General features: G+C 56.1%; 15 protein-coding genes and 2 pseudogenes. 2 read left to right on the top strand and 15 right to left on the bottom strand.

Features of this window, described 5'->3' with window-relative positions; genetic code table 11:
- Nucleotides 1–125: 125 nt before the first annotated feature.
- The 10 genes from ACYQ15_RS04170 to ACYQ15_RS04125 form a co-directional block, all read right to left on the bottom strand.
- Entirely contained in the window at nt 126–1,313 is a 1,188-nt protein-coding gene (locus ACYQ15_RS04170; protein WP_459936265.1) for a tetratricopeptide repeat protein, read from the bottom strand.
- On the bottom strand, nt 1,310–2,914 hold the full coding sequence (locus ACYQ15_RS04165; protein ID WP_459936264.1) for a hypothetical protein: 1,605 nt from the start codon (nt 2,912–2,914) through the stop codon (nt 1,310–1,312). The genes ACYQ15_RS04170 and ACYQ15_RS04165 overlap by 4 nt, the downstream gene beginning before the upstream one ends.
- 217 nt (nt 2,915–3,131) lie before the next feature.
- Nucleotides 3,132–3,311 (bottom strand): hypothetical protein, encoded by a 180-nt coding sequence (locus tag ACYQ15_RS04160; RefSeq protein ID WP_459936263.1) that lies wholly within the window; start codon nt 3,309–3,311, stop codon nt 3,132–3,134.
- A 14-nt stretch (nt 3,312–3,325) separates the two neighbouring features.
- Nucleotides 3,326–3,817: a hypothetical protein gene (locus tag ACYQ15_RS04155; RefSeq protein WP_459936262.1), complete on the bottom strand. Its 492-nt coding sequence runs from the start codon at nt 3,815–3,817 to the stop codon at nt 3,326–3,328.
- The gene (locus tag ACYQ15_RS04150) at nt 3,814–5,154 is read right to left on the bottom strand and encodes a hypothetical protein (protein WP_459936261.1); all 1,341 of its coding nucleotides are present in this window, start codon (nt 5,152–5,154) and stop codon (nt 3,814–3,816) included. Before ACYQ15_RS04150 ends, ACYQ15_RS04155 begins: the two co-directional genes overlap by 4 nt.
- Nucleotides 5,154–5,615 carry a hypothetical protein gene (locus tag ACYQ15_RS04145; RefSeq protein WP_459936260.1) on the bottom strand — a complete coding sequence of 154 codons (462 nt, stop codon included), beginning with the start codon at nt 5,613–5,615 and terminating at the stop codon, nt 5,154–5,156. The genes ACYQ15_RS04150 and ACYQ15_RS04145 overlap by 1 nt, the downstream gene beginning before the upstream one ends.
- A gap of 398 nt (nt 5,616–6,013) precedes the next feature.
- Nucleotides 6,014–7,237: a type II secretion system F family protein gene (locus tag ACYQ15_RS04140; RefSeq protein ID WP_459936259.1), complete on the bottom strand. Its 1,224-nt coding sequence runs from the start codon at nt 7,235–7,237 to the stop codon at nt 6,014–6,016.
- A gap of 160 nt (nt 7,238–7,397) precedes the next feature.
- A complete protein-coding gene (locus ACYQ15_RS04135) occupies nt 7,398–7,826 on the bottom strand; it encodes a four helix bundle protein (protein WP_459936258.1) in 429 nt (142 codons plus the stop codon).
- Nucleotides 7,827–7,945: 119 nt separating this feature from the next.
- Nucleotides 7,946–9,586 carry a GspE/PulE family protein gene (locus ACYQ15_RS04130; RefSeq protein ID WP_459936257.1) on the bottom strand — a complete coding sequence of 547 codons (1,641 nt, stop codon included), beginning with the start codon at nt 9,584–9,586 and terminating at the stop codon, nt 7,946–7,948.
- A 1,251-nt stretch (nt 9,587–10,837) separates the two neighbouring features.
- Nucleotides 10,838–11,896, bottom strand: coding sequence for an IS110 family RNA-guided transposase (locus ACYQ15_RS04125; RefSeq protein WP_459935780.1), 1,059 nt, complete (start codon nt 11,894–11,896; stop codon nt 10,838–10,840).
- 175 nt (nt 11,897–12,071) lie between these two features.
- Between ACYQ15_RS04125 and ACYQ15_RS04120 the strand changes: the two genes are divergently transcribed.
- On the top strand, nt 12,072–12,230 hold the full coding sequence (locus tag ACYQ15_RS04120) for a type II toxin-antitoxin system RelE/ParE family toxin (RefSeq protein WP_459936256.1): 159 nt from the start codon (nt 12,072–12,074) through the stop codon (nt 12,228–12,230).
- Nucleotides 12,205–12,558: a HigA family addiction module antitoxin gene (locus tag ACYQ15_RS04115; protein ID WP_459936255.1), complete on the top strand. Its 354-nt coding sequence runs from the start codon at nt 12,205–12,207 to the stop codon at nt 12,556–12,558. Before ACYQ15_RS04120 ends, ACYQ15_RS04115 begins: the two co-directional genes overlap by 26 nt.
- 712 nt (nt 12,559–13,270) lie before the next feature.
- Here ACYQ15_RS04115 and ACYQ15_RS04110 read toward each other — a convergent pair.
- The 5 genes and pseudogenes from ACYQ15_RS04110 to ACYQ15_RS04090 all read right to left on the bottom strand — a co-directional run bounded on the left by ACYQ15_RS04110 (nt 13,271) and on the right by ACYQ15_RS04090 (nt 17,968).
- Complete coding sequence (locus ACYQ15_RS04110) at nt 13,271–14,647, bottom strand: ExeA family protein (RefSeq protein WP_459936254.1); 1,377 nt, start codon at nt 14,645–14,647, stop codon at nt 13,271–13,273.
- 181 nt (nt 14,648–14,828) lie between these two features.
- On the bottom strand, nt 14,829–15,803 hold the full coding sequence (locus tag ACYQ15_RS04105; protein ID WP_459936253.1) for a choice-of-anchor L domain-containing protein: 975 nt from the start codon (nt 15,801–15,803) through the stop codon (nt 14,829–14,831).
- 66 nt (nt 15,804–15,869) lie between these two features.
- Nucleotides 15,870–16,397 (bottom strand): annotated as a pseudogene (locus tag ACYQ15_RS04100) (flagellin N-terminal helical domain-containing protein); the annotation flags it as partial.
- Between the two features lie 463 nt (nt 16,398–16,860).
- Nucleotides 16,861–17,227: pseudogene (gene tnpA / locus ACYQ15_RS04095) on the bottom strand (IS200/IS605 family transposase).
- A gap of 168 nt (nt 17,228–17,395) precedes the next feature.
- Nucleotides 17,396–17,968 carry a type II secretion system protein gene (locus ACYQ15_RS04090; RefSeq protein WP_459936252.1) on the bottom strand — a complete coding sequence of 191 codons (573 nt, stop codon included), beginning with the start codon at nt 17,966–17,968 and terminating at the stop codon, nt 17,396–17,398.
- Nucleotides 17,969–18,645: the final 677 nt, after the last annotated feature.

Here is an 18,645-nt window from a genome sequence, read left to right as displayed (position 1 = left end):
GTTCCGATACCGATAGCGATTTCGACCCCGATACCGATACCGATACCGATACTGATACTGATACTGAAGGAATAGCGCCAACGTATGCTGGTAGTCACCTCCGAGGATCAACACCAGCGTTGAATTTAACGGCTCCGGGTGTTCTCCAGACGGTCCAGCTGAGCGTGGAGGGAGGGGTCCAGGGGGTGGCGCTTGGACAGGTTTCGGGCCAGGTCCCGTGCCGCGGCGATTTCGCCCTGGGCTTCGAGGACCAGGGCCATGTTCAACCCGGCCCGGAGGTCGAAGGGGTTATCCCGGAGCAAAAGTTCCAGGAGCTGTCTTGCCTGCGCATAGTCTGCTCCTGTCATGGCCCGGGCCGCACGCCAATGGATCAGCGCCTCCCCGGTCCGCAGGGCCGCCAGCCGATTGTAGGTCAGGTCGAACGTCGCCCAGTCCCGGGCTCGCAAGGCCCGCCCCAGTTCCTCCTCCAGGGATCTGATCAGCGCGACATCTGAAGAGTCCTTCCGGCGGTCAACGGAGACATGAACCACCGGCAACGCTTCGTCTTCTCTCTCGCCTCCCGTGGTCCCGACATCCGCCAAACCGTCCGAGGCAGGATGTCCGGCGGCATGCGGCACGGAAACTCCAACTGATTTCTCCATTTCGTTCCCGGTGTGTTCCGGATACGGCTCCGCGAGGCGGGTTGCGAATCCTGCCGCGGATGGATTCAGTGCGACCAACACCGCGGACAGGCGCTGATTCAGCTCTTCCAGTTTCCGCTGGTCCAGCACGTGCGCGACTGCGTCCGGGGCTCCGATCTCCTCTGGTGTCGATGTCCGAGGGACTGAGGAAGGGGCGCGAGTCTGATTCCAGGCCGATTGCGTCGGCAACGTAGCTTCAGTTGGTGAGAGTTCAATCTGCCTGAAGGCATGTTCATGAACAGGAGCGCTAAATGAACGTGAATCATGCGTCGCGGGTCTTGTCCTGGACGGTTCGCTGCCGGTAACCGAAATCGGGCTGGAACTGGATTCTCGAAAGCTTTCGTCCTGGTGAACAATAGGGCTGCGGATTTGCGTCCCCCCCCCTTGCGACGCAACAGGCGACGGAATCACCCCGTGCGGTCCCCCGGTGGTCGGCCAGAGCTGGACGATCCCCCAGGCTCCCAGACTGAACAGCACCAGCCCGCCCAGCAACAGCCATGTCCGGCGCGTGAAGAGACCGCTTTCCGGCCGGGGAGGCTCGGCGGGCATGGGGAGGGACCATGGAGGTCCAGGCCCTGCATCGATGGTTCCTGCCCGCCGATGACGTTCCAGGCTGTCGTGCAGAATGCTCAATTCACCACCCGGATATCCATGATGATCACCAGTTCCGAAACTTCGGCCCGCTCGGCGCGGACTCCGGTAAGCGGAAAGCGGGACGCCGCGATCAAGCCGCTACGATTGCGGGAATCGCTCTTGCCGATCAGACCTCCCAGAACGACCGTGTCGCCGTCCCTGGCCCGCACATTGGTGGTGATGTTCCGCACGGCGACTTCGGGCAAGGTGATGCGGTCCCCGCTACCCGTGATGTCCACCAGTTCCAGGCTGGCGGGATTGACCTGGCTTTCCACGGGATAGATGTGCAGATCCACGATGCCGTCGTCATCCACGTACGGCACCACGCCGAGCATGACGCCGTCGAACAGGGTGCGCACCTCCACGGAAAACGTTTCCCGGAGCACGTCCGTGGCCCGATCCCTGGACAGGCTGTGGACATAGTTCTGGGAGCGCCCTGAAGTGAACAGGGCAGGTTGTCCGTGCTTGACCCGGACGTGCGGACTGGAGACCAGACTGACCTGACCGAACCGCTCCAGGGCCTGCATGGTGGCCGAAGCCGCCGTGGCGCCCATGCCGATGGTCGAAGCGCCGGCCACGAACATCGGTGTCTGCCCGCTCAACGGCACATTCCAGCCCGCTTCCAGCCGGAGGCCCCGCAGGTTGGACAGCCAGTGCGTCAACAACTGCCAGTCGACGCCCAGCCGGTATTCGGAGGAGAGCCGCACTTCCACCATCCAGGCGTCAATGATCACCTGCCGCGAGACCTTGCGCTTGACGTTGCGGATCAGGTCGGCCACGGCCCGATGCCGGGACGGCGTGGCCCGGACGTAGAGTGTCCCGGCGGTGGGGTCCAGGGTGAAGTACTGGCCGGAGGCGCCCTGGTCGCGGGACTGGCCGATGATATCCTGGATATTGGCCTGGAGCATGCCGTACAGGGAATCATCCGTGATCCCCTTGCCCATCCCTGCTGAAATCTTGAAAGAGCTGTTCAGGTTTTGCGACGAATCCCTGCCCCGCGAGGAGCGTCCGGTCGAAGAATCCCCACCGGTCATGGTATTGCCGAAAATGTCCCCGCCCGCGTCCAGCGAAACATGGACCTCCCGGTTCAGAAAGCCCAGCTCGTAGGATTTTTCGATGTAGCGCTGGATGACCAGAAAGTTGTCCCGGCGTTCATAGGCCACGTCATGGGCCGCCAGCAGGCTGTCCAGCACGGTTGAGGCCGGGGTGTCCACCAGCCGGATGGTCACCCGGTCCGCCAGTCGAACGTCCGGGTTGATCACCAGGCTTAGCCCGATGCTGTCCGCCAGGGCGTAAAGCACGTCGGTGAGCCGCTGATCCTGGGCCGAAAGGGTGACCCGCATCCCGTCCAACGGATCGGAGACCGGCAGGACCGGCTCCAACGGCTCCGGAATCCGTCTGCTTTGATCCAGGGCCATTTCCCGCTCCCGCAGAGCCCGAATTTCCTCTACGTGCTCGACCAGCGTGGAATGTCCCCCGGCCGCGGGAATAGGCTGCTGGGCCTGGGAAGCGCAACCGGCCGTCATCCAGGCCAGGGCGACCAGAACGGCCAGGGCGGCCAGCGGGAGGCCCAGGGTCATGGAAGTGATGGTCTTGCGCATGGGTTTCTCCTTCGGTGTTCTCACTTGCACTCGTTGGCGTGCTCGTACTTGATAAATCGCTATCGGGGTCGGAATCGGGATCGAATCAATGAATCATGTGGAATCCTCCGCATGGCTCGCTTCCGATACCGATACCGATAGCGATACCGACCCCGATTTCGTCCCCGATACTGATACAGACCCCTTGGTCTTGCGCATGTTTTCTCCTTCGGGGTTCTCACTTGGCAAACGATGGCGTGCTCTTGCTCTTATAATCGGCGTCGGGGTCGGTATCGGTATCGGGATCGAATGAAATCATGTGGAAGCCTCCGCATGGCTCACTTCCGATACCGATACCGACCCCGATACCGATACCGACCCCGACGCCGACCCCGATGCCAGACCCGGCAATCACCATTTTGGTGTTGTTCCTCAGGGTGAAACGATACGGCCAGCGGGGGCGGGCAGGCGGCGCAGCGCGCCACGTTTTTCCAGAGTCACGCCGTCGGCCTGGATGCTCACGACCCGGGAACCATCCCCGAGCACGTCCCCGACCCGGATCAGACGACCGGAAAGAACGGCTCGTCCCTGCTCTCCGGCGGCGATAATCATGTCCACGGAAAAGGCCATGGGAGGCGGGGCTGCTTTCACGAGGACCGGCTGTGCCGGCGGCGGTGCAGGCGGCCTGACCGCGAACAGGACCGCCAGCTCCGGGGCCGGAGAGGAACCGTGAACCTCGGCCAGGCCTCGGGCCACGTCCAGCAGATTCTCGGCCTGAAGCACCAGTTCGTCCTGGTCTTGATTCCTGATCACTCCTCTTGGCTCGACTCCAGTCACGGCATTCCAGAACATGGCCATGGCCATGACGGAACAGGAGATCATCAGCAGCCAACGAACGGGAATGATCCAGCGATACGGATTCACGGAGCACCCTCTTGAGCCAGGACGGCAATTTTTCCCGTTTCGGATCGGCCCAGGGACGCGGTGACTGAAAATTTTGTCCCTCCGGGCGCCATTTCCAGCAGTCGATCCTCGATCCCAAATCCCTGGGCGGACAACCCCAGAAGAAACCGCTGGAACAGGACTCCAGCATCTCCTTCCCTGGTCGCCAGTCCCCCCTTGATCCGCAAAACCAGGGTCTCGGGTCCTTCACTAACCGCGATCTCGGCAATCCTGGTCGTCCCTTGCGCTGCCGCGGCCAGCCGGGCCAGAGCATCCCCGATCAGGGGCCGTTCCAAGGCCGGCCCCACTGCATCCCGAAGCCGGTTCAGCTCTCCCCAGGCCGCATGCGTGGCCAGGTCCGCACTCGGGTCGACCCGCTCGGCATTTTGAGATGGCGCCTGAAATGGCGCCTGAAATTGCGTATGGGCTACTGCCTGGATCTGGTCGCGAACAGACGAGGTCTTGACCTCGAGTTCCACTGCCCGCTCCTGCTGCCAGAATCCGAAACCGAACAACACGGCCCCCGCCGCGGCCAGTGCGGCCCAGGCCAGGGGTTCGGCCCGCTCCAGAGGGCGAAGCAGGCGCTCTTCCCTGCTGGCTGGACAATAATCCAGGGGCAGCCGGGGAAGAAGCGACTCCAGGCTGGATAGATACTGACCGTCTCCCTGAATATACCCCCGAGCCGGCCATTGCCGCACATCCTCGGACAGGGGAACCGGACCGGCATCGTCCAGTATCCGAACCAGATCGATGCCCTGGAGAGACAGCTTGCGCCAGGCCGCCTCGGCCCGCACCCGCTCCAGGACCGGTTCCAGCCGTCCGTCGTTCACGACCATGCGCACCAGCCAGTGACAGTTCCGACAATCCCCGATCCCAACCACCGCCGTACCCGAGATCAGGACGATCACCGCCCTGATCCTGCCGACGCGGCAGCCCTTGAGCAGCCCCAGGACCACGGACACCCCGTCGTGCAAGGCCGTTCCGTCGATTCGCTCCCGGCAGGTCTGGGTCAACGCCTCAAACCGTTCGCCGGAAAAAATCCCGTACACGGCCTGGAACCGGCCACCGCCCAGACTTGCCACCCGGTACAGCCAGAGCCGGTCTCCTTCGGTCAGCTCCCGGCGCTCGCGCAATGCTCTGCGCACCAGCGGCTCGGCGAACTTGACCTGGCCCTGGACATCCACCACCCCGAAACTCCAGTCCTGATCATGGGTGATGAAGACATGGGCAAATCCGGGACCCCAGTCCTCCACGGGGCGCAGCCGGCCCTGGTCCAGCAGAAGCCTTGCCGTGGTCGTCTCCAGATAGGTCCGGACCATCAGTGATCACCATGCTCCATGGAGAAGGCCGGAATCGGAGCGAACACCTCGGCCCGCAGGTCGATGTGGAATCGGTCGCAGGGCTCCAGTCCGCACTCCGAACGCATGGTCAAGGCCTCGGTCCGCAGAAAGGTCCAGTCCTCCCCTCGCCCCAGCAACCTTAAGGCGCTCCCGGCCTGTTCCCGGTCCAGAACCGCCCGCATCACCAAAGGATAACTGGTCCAGTGCCGGGGAACCGGCTCCAGGGTTGATAGTAGCGTTCCGGCCTGGTCCATCCGCTGCCAGGCGATTGCCAATTGGTCACGCTCCCGCTCCCGCTCCGCCAGCTCCCGCTGGGCACGCTCCAGCCCGGCCAAGGCCCTGGCATGCTCCTGGTGCCCGGCCATGGCAAACCGCAACCCGGCAAAAAGGATTCCCACGGCCAGCAGGGCAAAGATGGAGCGGATCAGCAAATTTTGCATGCAGGATTCTCCGTCAATGGTGTTCTTCTCTCCCCTGCCCTCACAAAAACGACTCGGCACTTTGTATGTTTTCCCCAGTAATCGGGGTCGGGGTCGGGGTCGCTATCGGAATCGGGGTCGAAAGCATTTGAGGAGTTCTCCACATTAACCTCTTTTCGATACCGATACCGATTCCGATACCGACCCCGATTGCCATGACGGAACCGAATCAAATCCTTGATTCATAATTGTACTCAGCACCCGTCATCCGCTCTTACTTGATCATCGGGGTCGGGGTCGCTATCGGTATCGGAGTCGAAAGCATTTGAGGAGTTCTCCACATAAATTCTCTTCGATACCGATACCGATTCCGATACCGACCCCGATTTCGTGAACCCCACGCATTCAATATCAGAAAACTACATCCCGCCAAGACTCTGGTAGATCGGAGCCAGGAAACCCAGGATGAAAAAAGCCAGCATCAGGGTAAAAACGACAAGCAAAAACGGTTCCACCATTTTGGAGAGCATCTGCACTGAATGATTCAGTTGACGACGATACTCCGCCGCGGCCAGGTCGCATTGCTCCTTGAGCCGTCCGGTGCGTTCTCCGGCGTGCAGCAGGCGCAAGGCCGCATCGTCAAAGCCCTTGCTCCGGGTCAGGGCCTCGGACAGGGGTACTCCGCCGCTGATCAGCCGGCGAGCCTGGGCAAGAATTTCCTGATAATGGGCGTTGTGCGTAGCCTTGCACGTCAGGTCCAGGGATCTGTCCGGAGCCACGCCGTTGCCCAGCAGCACTCCCAGCAGTTCCAGGGCCCGAGCCGCCGCGGCCTGGGCCAGAACAGGACCTATGAAGGGCAGCCGGATGGCGATCTTGTCTTTCCAGCGGCGCAGCAGTGTTGATTTTTTGACGGCCAGCCAGAGCAGCGGTCCGGCCACTCCCATGCCCGCCAGCATGGACAGTCCGTGGACACGAAGAAAATCCGAACCGCGGAGCATGGCCTGCATGATGCCGGGCAGCTCCCGCCCCAAATCCCGAAAGGTTTCGGCCAGGGCCGGAACCACCATCACGACCCAGAACAGGAAAACTCCCAGGAGCACGGTCAGGGTGATCAGGGGATAGATCAGGGTGCGCCGTGCCAGCTTGGCGATCTCGTCCATGTGGCGCATATGCCCCGCCGCGGCCCTGATCTGGGCCGGCAGTTCCCCAGCCTCCTCGCCCACGCCGACCATGGTGGTGGTTACCTGGTTGAAGACGTGCTCGTGGCGGGCCATGGCCGCACTCAAGGCCACTCCGGAGCCGACATCCACCAGCAGGTGACCGATGATCTGACGCAGCTCGACCCCCTTGGTCCGGTCGCGCAGGTCGCTCAGGGCATCAGCCAAGGCAATGCCGCTACCCAGATAGGCGGCCAGAGTTTCGAGGCACTGGGCGGTTTCGGAGCGGGAAACGCTCTGAAATCCGTAAACCCGCAGCCTGGCCCACAGCCGAAATACGCCCGGCACCCGGGCCACGTTCAGCACCACGGAGCCATCCCGTTCCAGGTATTCCATGGCCGTCACCGGATCGCCTGAACCCAGACGCAGCATTCCTCGCTCCGGGGTTCCGGCGGTGGTCAGGCGAATAAACCTATAGGAATCCATTATCAGACTACCAGCAGCATCCAGTTTCAGTTTATGTACTCGGACTCGGGGTCGGGGTCGGTATCGGAATCGGTATCGAATTCTTCAGAGTATCCCTCCAAATCCTCATGAGAGCATCCCCCCTTTGATCCCTTATCAGACTCCCCAACAGCATCCCGTTTCAGTTTACGGACTCGGGGTCGGTATCTGTATCGGAATCGGTATCGAGCTCCTCAAAGTATCCCCCCAACTCCTCATGAAGCGCGTATCCCCTTTGCCCAAGTTTCGTGAGCATCGCCACGATCCTGTCGAGCAAGTGTTTAGCTTCCCTGTTCTGCTCGGACGTAATGGCTCCGCACACCTGAAGAACATCCTGGATCGCCGCGCACTCCAAAGCAGAGCCTCGGGCGATCTCAAAAAAACGACGCCGATCCCCTTTGGTCGCCTTGCCGTTACCTTCAGCGATATTGAGGGGAATTGCATGAGAAGCACGAATAAGTTGATCTTTTGCGTTTCGATGCCCTTTCAGTCCTTCGCAAAGACGATGTGACCATCCGACGTATTCAATAGCTGCGCGATAGACATCAAGTTTTTCATGACCGAAACTCAAGGTGTGCATCCTCCCTTTCAGATGAAGCGGGGGGTGATTAGCGAACAGAATGATGATTCCGATTCGATACCGATTCCGATTCCGATACCGATACCGATACCGATACCGATAAATAGTGCTTATTCAGGGGGCTGGGCAATGGCAACCCTGCCCAGAACCCGGCGCAGTTCATCCTTCGTGGTTTGGCCCAGGGCGGCTTTGCGGCGTCCGATTTCCAGCATGTCCTGAAAACCGGTTTTGCGGGCCTCGGCGACCAGTTCTTCCGGAGCCGCGCCGTTGAGCACCATGGTCTTCAGCCGGACGTCGAAATCCAGAATCTCGTAGATCACGGTCCGCCCCTTGTACCCGGTACCCGAGCACTCGCTGCATTCCAACGGCTTTTGAACAGGTTCGGGAAACGGTTTTCCGGTCTTGCCGACCAGGCAGCGGGGGCAGGGAACGCGGACCAGGCGCTGGCTGACGATGCTGACCAGGGTTTCGGCCATGGTCAGGGGATCGATGTCGAATGTGCGCAGCCGGGCCAGGACCCCGGCGGCCGTGGTGGCATGCACCGTGGTCAGCACCAGGTGGCCGGTCAGGGCCGCGGTCATGGCCGTGCGGGCCGTGGCCGTGTCCCGGATTTCCCCGACCAGGATCACGTCCGGATCATGGCGCAGGAACTGGCGCATGGCCTTGTCAAAGGTGTATCCGGCCTCGACGTTCACCTGGGTCTGACGGGCCATGGGCACCACGTGCTCGATGGGATTTTCCACGGTGAGCACCTTCAGGGAGGTCAAATCCAGGGAGCACAGTCCGGCGACCATGGTCGTGGACTTGCCCGCGCCCGTGGGGCCGGCCAGGATGACCACTCCAGCGGGCTCGCGGAAGGCTGTTTCCAGCCGGAGCCGATCTTCCGGAAAGAAGCCCAGGGAGTCCAGGGTAAAGGCGGTTCGTCGCTTTGGCAGCAGCCGGAGGACCACGTCTTCGCCGTAGGGCGTGGCCACGGTGGAAACCCGGACGTCGTACCCCTTGCCGAAAAGATCCACGGAAAACCGGCCATCCTGGGGCAGACGCTGCTCGCCCAGGTCCATGCCGGCCTTGAATTTCAGGGCGTTGATCAGCCGATTCAGCTCGGCGGGCAGATGGAGGCGCTGGCGCAGGATGCCGTCCAGCCGCAGGGCCACCCCGATGCCGGAGGGCATGGGCTGGAAATGCACGTCCGTGGCCTGGCTGTTGGCGGCCAGGTGCAGAATGGCGTTGATGCATTCCTCGGGAGAGCGGGTCTGGGCCGTATCCTCTGCCAGGGCCTGGATTTCCCGGTGCAGAACCTCCTCCAGGGAAGCTTTCTTGAAGGCCACGTGCCCGGCCAGCACGTCCTCGAACAGGGATCGCGGGGTCAGGGCATAGGGCGGTTGGCGTGGATAGGCCGTTGCCAAGGCATCCCGCCGCCGCTCGTCCAGCAGTTCCGGCCCGACCACCGCGGACTTGCCGTTGATCCGGACTGGAGCCAGCCCGAGAGACAGACAGCGCCCCTTTCCCAACCGGTCCACTCCCTCCAGATCCAGCATTTCCTGCGTCAATTGCACCACCGGAACCCCTTGCTGGCGGCCCAAAGCGGCATAGACATCGCTTTCCGCCACCAGCCCCAAAGAGGACAACACCTCCCCGATCCGCTGTCGGGTGGCCTCCTGGACCACCAGGGCATATTCGATATGCGACGCCCGGGCCAGCCCGGCGTCCACCAGCATCTCACCCAGTCTGCGTTGTGGTTCGGTGGTCATGGTTCAAAGACTCGGAGTAGTGAGAGAAATCTTGATTGACGGAGGCATGATTGCAATATTACTTGTAACTGCTCAAAAACTAGCGGCAATCAACGGATAAACCCTGGGAGCGCCGCACCCCAGTGCGGCAACGGTGTAATGCACTAAGGCAAATTTCTGGCTGGAGCATGGCCCCCGTAGACTTGGTCACGAAAATCCGCATCAATGAGAATCCTTGCACAGGAAACCCCGTCGCCAAATCTTTTGAGCAGTTACTATTACTTCGGGCAAGTCACATGGAATACCTCAGGCCCAATGCGTCAGCAATCTGTCTCTGGCCTGTTCCGGTCTCATGAATTCCACAGTCCATCGCGCCCGCGACGGCCTGTTCCTCCAGGAACTGTTTTTCCTCGCCATATAATCCGGGCAAACACTGCCGGTGTCTTATTCGAATTGCACATCCAGTGCCAGAGAGAACCTTGTTGGAATCAAGAGACGGCTCATCCATCCAGCATTTACAGGAATCAAGACAAAGCCGGATCGTATCTATTCAGCATAAGCTGCCGTTGCCCAGTTCGATTCGCTGCCGGGATCGGGGTCGGTATCGGTATCGGAAGCGAATCCTTGTGGAGGGAGCCTCAACCTTCTCGAAACCGATTCCGATACCGACCCCGACCCCGATTGCCGGAGGAGATCACATAACGTGTGCTGGGTACGCCGGATCAGTGGATAATCGACGCTTGCCGACAACGGCCACTGAATAAACCACGATGCCGTCCTGGTCAGTGCATTGCCCGGCAAGCGTCAATTGACGGGTATAACGAACCCCATTATAACATCATCCATGATAATGACTTTCAAGTCTGCTGGAACGGAAGATGTTTTTGATGGCTTGGCATCTTCCATGAGAAGGCTAGTCAACGTCCGCCGTGGCGGACCACCTTTTTATGCCTGCGAGCCCTTGGTGAGCAGTCCCATTAAGTCATGCTTCCATTCGCACTCTTAGTGGGCCTTTGCCATTAGGCCCGGTGCACTGTGGGATCCTCATGTTGGAAGCTTAAGCACGGTCTTTTGTTGTCGCCGGCAAGCGACTTGACCTGGACGCCAATCGCAGTCTTCCGGATGGGACTTTTCAATTATGGGCATTGATGAAGGTGTGATAACAGATTGACTTGACGACATGTTTCTTTACCGTGATTGGTTCATGTAATTATGTTGGACAAATTCAATGTTTTGGGAGCGATTATTGATTTTATATGGTGCGGCTGCACTTTAGGCTGCTTTTTTGGCTTTTGGCTGGTTATAGAAAGGATCGTAAGCCTCTCCTGTAACCCAGAGCCTATGCAACAACACGGCTAATTTACGTGCCACGGCGACGACTGCACGCTTTTTGGCCATCTTACCACCATGTTGAGATATTCTGTTTCCAAATCGCTTTAATTCGCAGTCAGGTCCAAAAGGGCCGAGGATATAATGCGCACAATTGACCAGCAACTGACGCAAGTAGATGTTACCACATTTGGTGATCCGAAGCTGTTTGTCCATTTCTCCGGATTGATCCTTGCGAGGAACCATACCCAAGGCCGGACCGACTTCACGGCTCTTTTGAAAACGGGTGGGATCTTCCAGGGTCAGGACAAACGCCAGTGCAGTTATGGGACCAACTCCGACTACCTGTCGCAATACTTCCGTCTCTTTGTATTTCTCCTTGCTCAGATTCTCTATCTGACGATCATACTCCCTGATCGCCTTGTTCAATTGCTCAATTTGCGAAAGCAGCGGCAACAATGCTGGCTTCAGAATTTCCGGCATGTGTTCTTTGGCACGTTTGGCCATAGCTTCAGCGCTGGAATCCGGGATGCGTGCTCCCATCGATTTCACCGCGCCGCGAACATAGTTGATCAATCCGGACCTGGTTTGAACCAGCATGTCTCTGGCCTTGATGATTGCAAGATCCGCCTGGGCTCCTTCGTTACGATGATAGATAGGGTACAACAGATTTGGATCAAATCTCGCTATCCTGCCCAAGGTCTCGGCATCGCGGAAATCAGTCTTGACCGGACTACGCCAGATGGAAGGAAGTTTGCGAGCGTTGCCCACAAGAACCCGACATCCTAGTTTTTCCAGTAAATGACTGACCCAGGGAGAGTGGGTACCGTTTTCAATAGCAACCAAATTTCCAGCAAAGGGTGAGAAAAATTTCTTGAAGGCTGTCATTGTAGTGGTCACTTTCAATTTTTGCTGAATGTTGCCGGCTGGATCAATAATGCAAACAGCGCTTTGCTTGTCGCCAAGGTCGACACCGAGTGTAAAGTTGAATAGTGTTTTCATGGCTGGTTCTCCTCATGTTTGCAGCAAAGACTGCGTTGAACTTTGAGCATGATTTTACTCATAGCTCGTTAGGAGGGCCAGCCTTCTCATCCTACCTCAAGCAGCCTGAAAATGCTGTCCCCAGTCAATTTGGCCGGTTGCACGCCGGAAGCTGGACCAAATCAACAGAATTCGAATGCTTGACGAGCTTAACGTGCCCCCTGGGAATCGGTTGGAGCGCTTGAGGGGGGATCTTGAGAATCAATACAGCATACGGGTTAATCAGCAATACAGAATTTGTTTCACATGGGAGGAAGGCCATGCCTACGATGTCGAAATCACGGACTACCATTGATGCGGGAAGAAGACTTCCTCGAAATCGTCCCCCGACCCATCCGGGAGAGATGCTTTTGGAAGAATTCGTCAAGCCGCTTGATCTTACGCAAACAGAGTTGGCTCGACGCTTGGAAGTTTCATATCCACGGCTCAACGAAATCATTAAAGGCAAACGCTCGGTGACTCCGGACACGGCGTTGCGACTCTCTCGGGTCTTGGGCATGTCCGCCGATTTCTGGCTGGGTTTGCAACAGGATTGGGATCTTTGGCATGCAATGAACAGCCCGGAAGCAACTCAGATTCAACGCTTGAAACCAATTCCCAGAGTGCAACAATCTTGTGCATAACCATATAGGAGATGATCATGTCGGGTCCGTTGGAATCGGGGTCGGGGTCGGGATCGGGATCGAAAAGCCGGAGACGCGGAATGATTGTGTTTCGATACCGATACCGATAGCGACCCCGACACCGACAAATCCGAAAAAGCTCCAAAACTTCCCGGTTGGGATTCAGATCGGGGTCGGGGTCGGAATCGGGATCGAGGTCGAAAACCGGTGAACGCGGAGTGTTTTTTTTTCGATACCGATTCCGATAGCGACCCCGACGCCGACAAATCCGAAAAAGCTCCAAAACTTCCCGGTTGGGATTCAGATCGGGGTCGGGGTCGGAATCGGGATCGGGGTCGAAATGCCGGAGAGGCGGAATGATTTTTTTACGATACCGATACCGATAGCGACCCCGACACCGATAAATCCGAAAAAGCTCCAGAATTTCCGTTTGGGATCAGATCGGGGTCGGGGTCGGGGTCGGAATCGGGATCGAAATGCCGGAGAGGCGGAATGATTTTTTTTACGATACCGATACCGATAGCGACCCCGACACCGACAAATCCGAAAAAGCTCCATAAATTCCGGTTGGGATTCAGATCGGGGTCGGGGTCGGAATCGGGATCGGGGTCGAAAACCGGTGAACGCGGAGTGTTTTTTCGATACCGATTCCGATACCGATAGCGACCCCGACACCGACCCTACGAATCGAAACGACAGCCGATGATCATGATCACTCAGGACAATACACCGGCTCCGGAACGGAATATCCCGGCTCCGGTTTTTCCGTGTACATCGTCTCCGAGAAGTACTTGTAATAGTGGTTGGCCAGGGCCTGGACCTGGGGTTGGGTCAGGCCGCGGCCCAGTTCGAGGACATGGCCGCTTTGCCCTTCGCTGTCACGGCGCACGACGCAGACATCCAGCCCCACGTCCCGAACCATATCCGCCATGCGCCGCGCATCCTCGATCCGATCAGGAGCGTCCACGGTCAGGACAACGCCTTCATCCGAAATAGCGGGCGCCCTGCTCTCCTCTTTCGCCTTGGCCGCCGCCATGCCCGGACCGCCGCCAAGATACCTTTCGGACCGTTCTCCCAGCAGGGAGGACGCCCCGCCATGCCCGATGAACCAGCCCAACAACAAGGCCGCCATGACCGTCAGAATCATCCCCAGCCCCCTGACGTCGACTAGGCCGGACCATCTGGTTCGCGTTCGCGGCTCGGGCGATGATTGGCGGCTAGTCCCTGAACGGCAGATTTCCAGATCCTGAATCGCGGCCTCCATGACCCGCTCGTCGATCACGTCCCGTCCCCTGGCCACCATGGCGTAGAGACAGCGCTCCATGAGCAGGTTCACGGTCCTGGGATTGCCCTGGGAGGTCCGCCAAAGCAATTCCAAGGCCTGGGCCGAAGGCCGGATTTGCGACCCGGCCTGGGCCAGCTTGAACTCCACATAACCGTGGGTTTCGGCCCGGGTCAACGCCGGAAGGTCGGCGGCAATACTGATCCGGCTGGCGAACTGCCGCAACCGGGGGGCCTGCAACTCCTCCCGCAACTCCGGCTGACCGCAGATCACCACCTGAACCAGCTTGACCCCGGCGGTTTCCAGGTTGGCCAGCATGCGCAGGGATTCCAGGGCCTCGAAACCCAGATGATGGGCCTCGTCCACCAGGATCACGCAATTGCGGCCCTTCTTGAATTGGTGCAGGAAAAAGGTGTGCAGGACGATCAACAGATGGGACGTAGTTAAGCCGGGCCGGTGCTTCAGCCCGAAGTCCGCGCAGATGCTTTCCAGCAGCTCCCGCTTGTCCAGCAGGGAATTGACCACCATGGCCGAAACCATGCCCCGGGATTTAAGACGATCCAGCAACCGCAGCAGCAGGGAGGACTTGCCCACTCCCACCTCGCCGCTGAGCAGCAGAAATCCCTTCCGGGTCTCCGCGCCGTAGACGATCAGCTCCATGATCCGCCGCGTGGCCGCGGTCTCATAGTAGCTGTCCTGATTGATGGCAATGGAAAACGGATTGAAGCCCAGGCCCAATGAAGCCAGCAATCTGTCCCTGGCCTGTTCCGGCCGTATGGATTCCGTCGCTCGTCGCGCCTGTAGCATGCCTGTTCCGCCTGGATATGATGCTTGTCTTCGCTATGATCACCGGCGGCAAACACTGCCGGTGTTCATTTGATTAGCACATCTAGTGCCATTAGATCTTTTCGGAATACGGAGGACAGCTCATTCTGCTCGCACGAGATCAAGACAAAGCTGCATGTGCGTGTTCGACTCGTGACGACAATTACCCTTGGATCACCTGCAAGGCCATCCTGGGCAGGGCGTTGGCCTGGGCGAGCATGGCCACCGCGCTTTGGGTGAGGATCTGGTTGCGGACAAAGGCGGTCATCTCCAGAGAAATGTCGGCGTCGGAAATTCTGGATTCGGCGGCCGACAGACTATCTGCCTGGATGGAAAGATTGGTAATGGTATTGGCCAAACGGTTCTGCATGGCTCCGAGGTCGGCCCGGATGGAGTCTTTGTAAATTATGACTTTATCTAGGTTCTCAAGAACATTCTGGGCTCGTTCCTGTGTGGTTATATCAAAAGGCTCTACTCGATTTACATATATTGCCTCGGAGGGCGATGTTGAAAAACTATTCGCGGCAATCATCACCCAAGAATCCAGGGAACTATCTCCAACATCCGCAATCGCTATTTTCATGCGATGCATATTTCCAGGTGTCACGTTTGCCTTGATATTGATGACTTTTGTAAAACCGTCAGCCTCAGTATTATATATACCCTTTTCGTTATTGACATAATAATTGCTATTATTATGCAAATTCACATTGTTTATTGAAATTGGATCTGTTGTTCCTGGAACAATTGCAATATTTTGTCCATCAATAAAGAAACCGAAAACATCGTTAAATGGACTTCCGACATATTCATTATATTCTTCAGATCCAAAAACAAAATCAAAATTCAGCTGATCACCTTCAGGAATAAAATCAAATTCAAGAACAGCAGCATCGTAAGTTATTCCTCCAGAAAGGTTATCAAGATCGGCATCACCAGGAGTTCCAGCAGAATAACTAATTCCTGTTGACGTATTGGGACCAATAATATGTTCAACTTTTCCTGAACTAAGAATTATTCCCTCGTTGATTCCTATTCCAGCATTTTCTCCATCATTAAAAATTCCAGCTGAAAGAGGCGATCCTGTATAAGTAACATTAGAAATTACAACTCCATTCCCTAATATCCTGTTAACCATCGTCTCGGCATTAACTGTTTCACCTGAAACAGTGACTCCGATGTGTCAGGTTCTGATAGGTTGTGTAAGCCCAAGACCGCCAATTGAAACATTAGGTATTTTTATATAATAATAATCTTCTTTTTCATTGTTGCTTGCACCGAAGTGTATCTTCAAACCATCATGTTGCAGATTGCCGTTGAGGAGTTTAATTCCATTAAATTCCGTAGCCTCGGCGATTCTGGCAATTTCTGAGGCCATTGCCTTAAACTCACTGTCGATCATCAACCTCTGATCACTATTGTACGTCCCTGTGGCTGCCTGGGTGGCCAGCTCTTTCATCCTGATCAGTTTCTCGTCAACAATCTGCAACGCACCGTCGGCCACCTGAATCATGGAAATGGCGTCATTGGCGTTGCGGATCCCCTGCTTCATGGAGGCCGCCTCCGTCCGCATCAGCTCACGAATGGCCAATCCAGCAGCGTCATCCGCGGCGCTGTTAATCCGCAGTCCGGAGGACAGGCGGTTCACGGAGGTGCTCAGGCCGCTGTAGTGGTTGGTCAAATTCCTGGCGGCGTTCTGAGCCATCAGGTTCTGGTTGATGGACAGGGACATCATGCTCTCCAATGGCGGAAAAAATGATCGTTGCTTGCCGATATGTGCATCAGTAAGCAAATTCCGCGCCACCAAGAGCATCTAGCAAACTCATCAAGCTGAAAAAATACGTGTCGTTCCGGTGATTAGAATGATTTCATTTTCACTGCGCCAAGGACGAGGCTAATGTTGGCGCTACTGCAGGAGGATGTTGAGATGCCCATGTCGCTAGGCGTATATTCTCGATTGGAGAGTTGGCAGTCGAGGTGTGGGGGGTGGGGAATTGGGAATACGAGGAGGTATTGGCTTTCCTTTGGCAATCATATCTGGGTATGTCACTGTTGCAAAGCTAGTGAAAAAGCATAGCGCATCTTATCATTAAAGAATCCTGGCCCATAGGACCAGGATTTAGGCCACCCCTGAAAGGGGTATACACTGCCTTGCTCCCTGAGGAAGCAAGGTACCCGTTGTCCCCAATTTGTGGTTAACGCTCGTAACGCCGTTCTTTGTCTTCCTGATACTTCACGTACTTGCGTATTTTATCAGAGTCTAAGCCAACGGTGTCAACACAATAGCCTCGAGCCCAAAAATGGTTACCCAATAGGTTTTTGTTTGAGATACCTGAACTTGTTGAATATGCGAATTGCCGTACGCCCCTTTAGTATACCTACCACGTCAGATATCGACTCCTTCGGAGGCACCATGATCAGCAGATGAACATGATCCGGCTGAACATTCAGTTCAATGATCACGCACTTTAGCTGGGAGCAAAATGTCCGAATGCAATTTTCTACCTCTGTGCCTACGGCCCCAGTCAACACCCGATATCGTTACTTCGGGGTCCACACGATATGTTATTGGCAAAACCAGATCGTGTGAGATAGCTTGTAAAAACGTCCCATGCTTACTCCTTCGTTCCAGCTGTGGTGACAACGGAACTCCGGGGTAGCATGGGATGTTCAACTGCCATAGCCGTTGAACTCTGACCCGGTCCAGAGGACCGGGATTTCTACAATAAATTAATTATATCTTACAAAAACAAAAACATTATCGCCGTTACCAATCGCTGTGGTTAATTGTGCGGTTGTCATAGCTTGTAATGGCGTACCACCAACTCCTCCAGCTGATGCAGTGACTCGAATATTACCTGTCTGTGGATCATCATTGTCAAGGGACTCGACCAAAGTTCGTGCCCATTTAGCCGGAATGTTATCATATTTAAAAACAGTGACATTTCCTGGATTGACAAAAGGCTGATTATCTTCGTCAGCATTAATATTAAAGTCAACAGCGTTACCAAAAGCGTGAGTATTTGCTCTATTTACCGAGGTAACAAGCTGCTCCTTAACTAAATCATCTTCCCAAACAGCAGTGGCAGGTGCAATGCTTGATCCAGGTAATACTCCCATTCTTTCACGATAAAGATCAACCGCTACCTTCAACTCTTCAATCTGTTTTTGCAATCGTAAAGAGCTTCCTGCTTCCTGTATACCTCGTGAATTCAGCACTGCTCCGATAAGCAATCCAGCGATCAAAATTACCAACGCAATTTCCAGTAGTGTAAACCCCGACTCACTCTTTCTTTTCCGCATATCTACCTCCAATGATTATTTCGCCTTCCCCCCAGGGATCCTTTGAGTGCCGCTTCAAGAGGTTTTGGAATTATACTCACAAAAATGACTCCAAACTACCGGAAGTGGCAGCCTCGTCAGCCAATAATAGAAATATTAACTTCCCAAATTACAAACATTTCCAAAATGTAGTTTTGGAATCCAGCATTCGGATAATGTATCAGGAATTTCGTTGCAAGGGGTGTCCCTTATTAATATCCGATCGTTATGCCCAACTACATGCGTGCCAGCAAAAAAATAGATAAAGTAATTATTTAGATTAAACGTGTTGAGAACGGGTAAAGATTAAAATCGGAATGAAGACAAAGGAAGAATCTGTTGTCGCATTCGTCTCTCCTGAAACGTGTCGGTATATTGTGATGCACCACCTCTAGTCGCCCTGATGTTCTGGCAGCAGGAAAATATATCAACCCGATTTTCAATCAGATTGTCAACCATTATGTTTCAAATAAATGCTACCACAGAACTACGAATTTAGAGATTTCGAGAACTGCTTTCTCCCCGTAGGTGAAAATTGGTGCCATCCTCCTGATGATCTTGTTAAACTTATCGACCAGTAAAGAGAAAAACTTTAGGTCGATTATGAAATCGAAGGCTGCTTCGCAGATAGCGACTTCCTGCCAGGATCGGACATGGCA

The organism is Desulfonatronum parangueonense, assembly GCF_054656975.1.
This window is presented reverse-complemented; position numbering and strand designations above follow the sequence as displayed.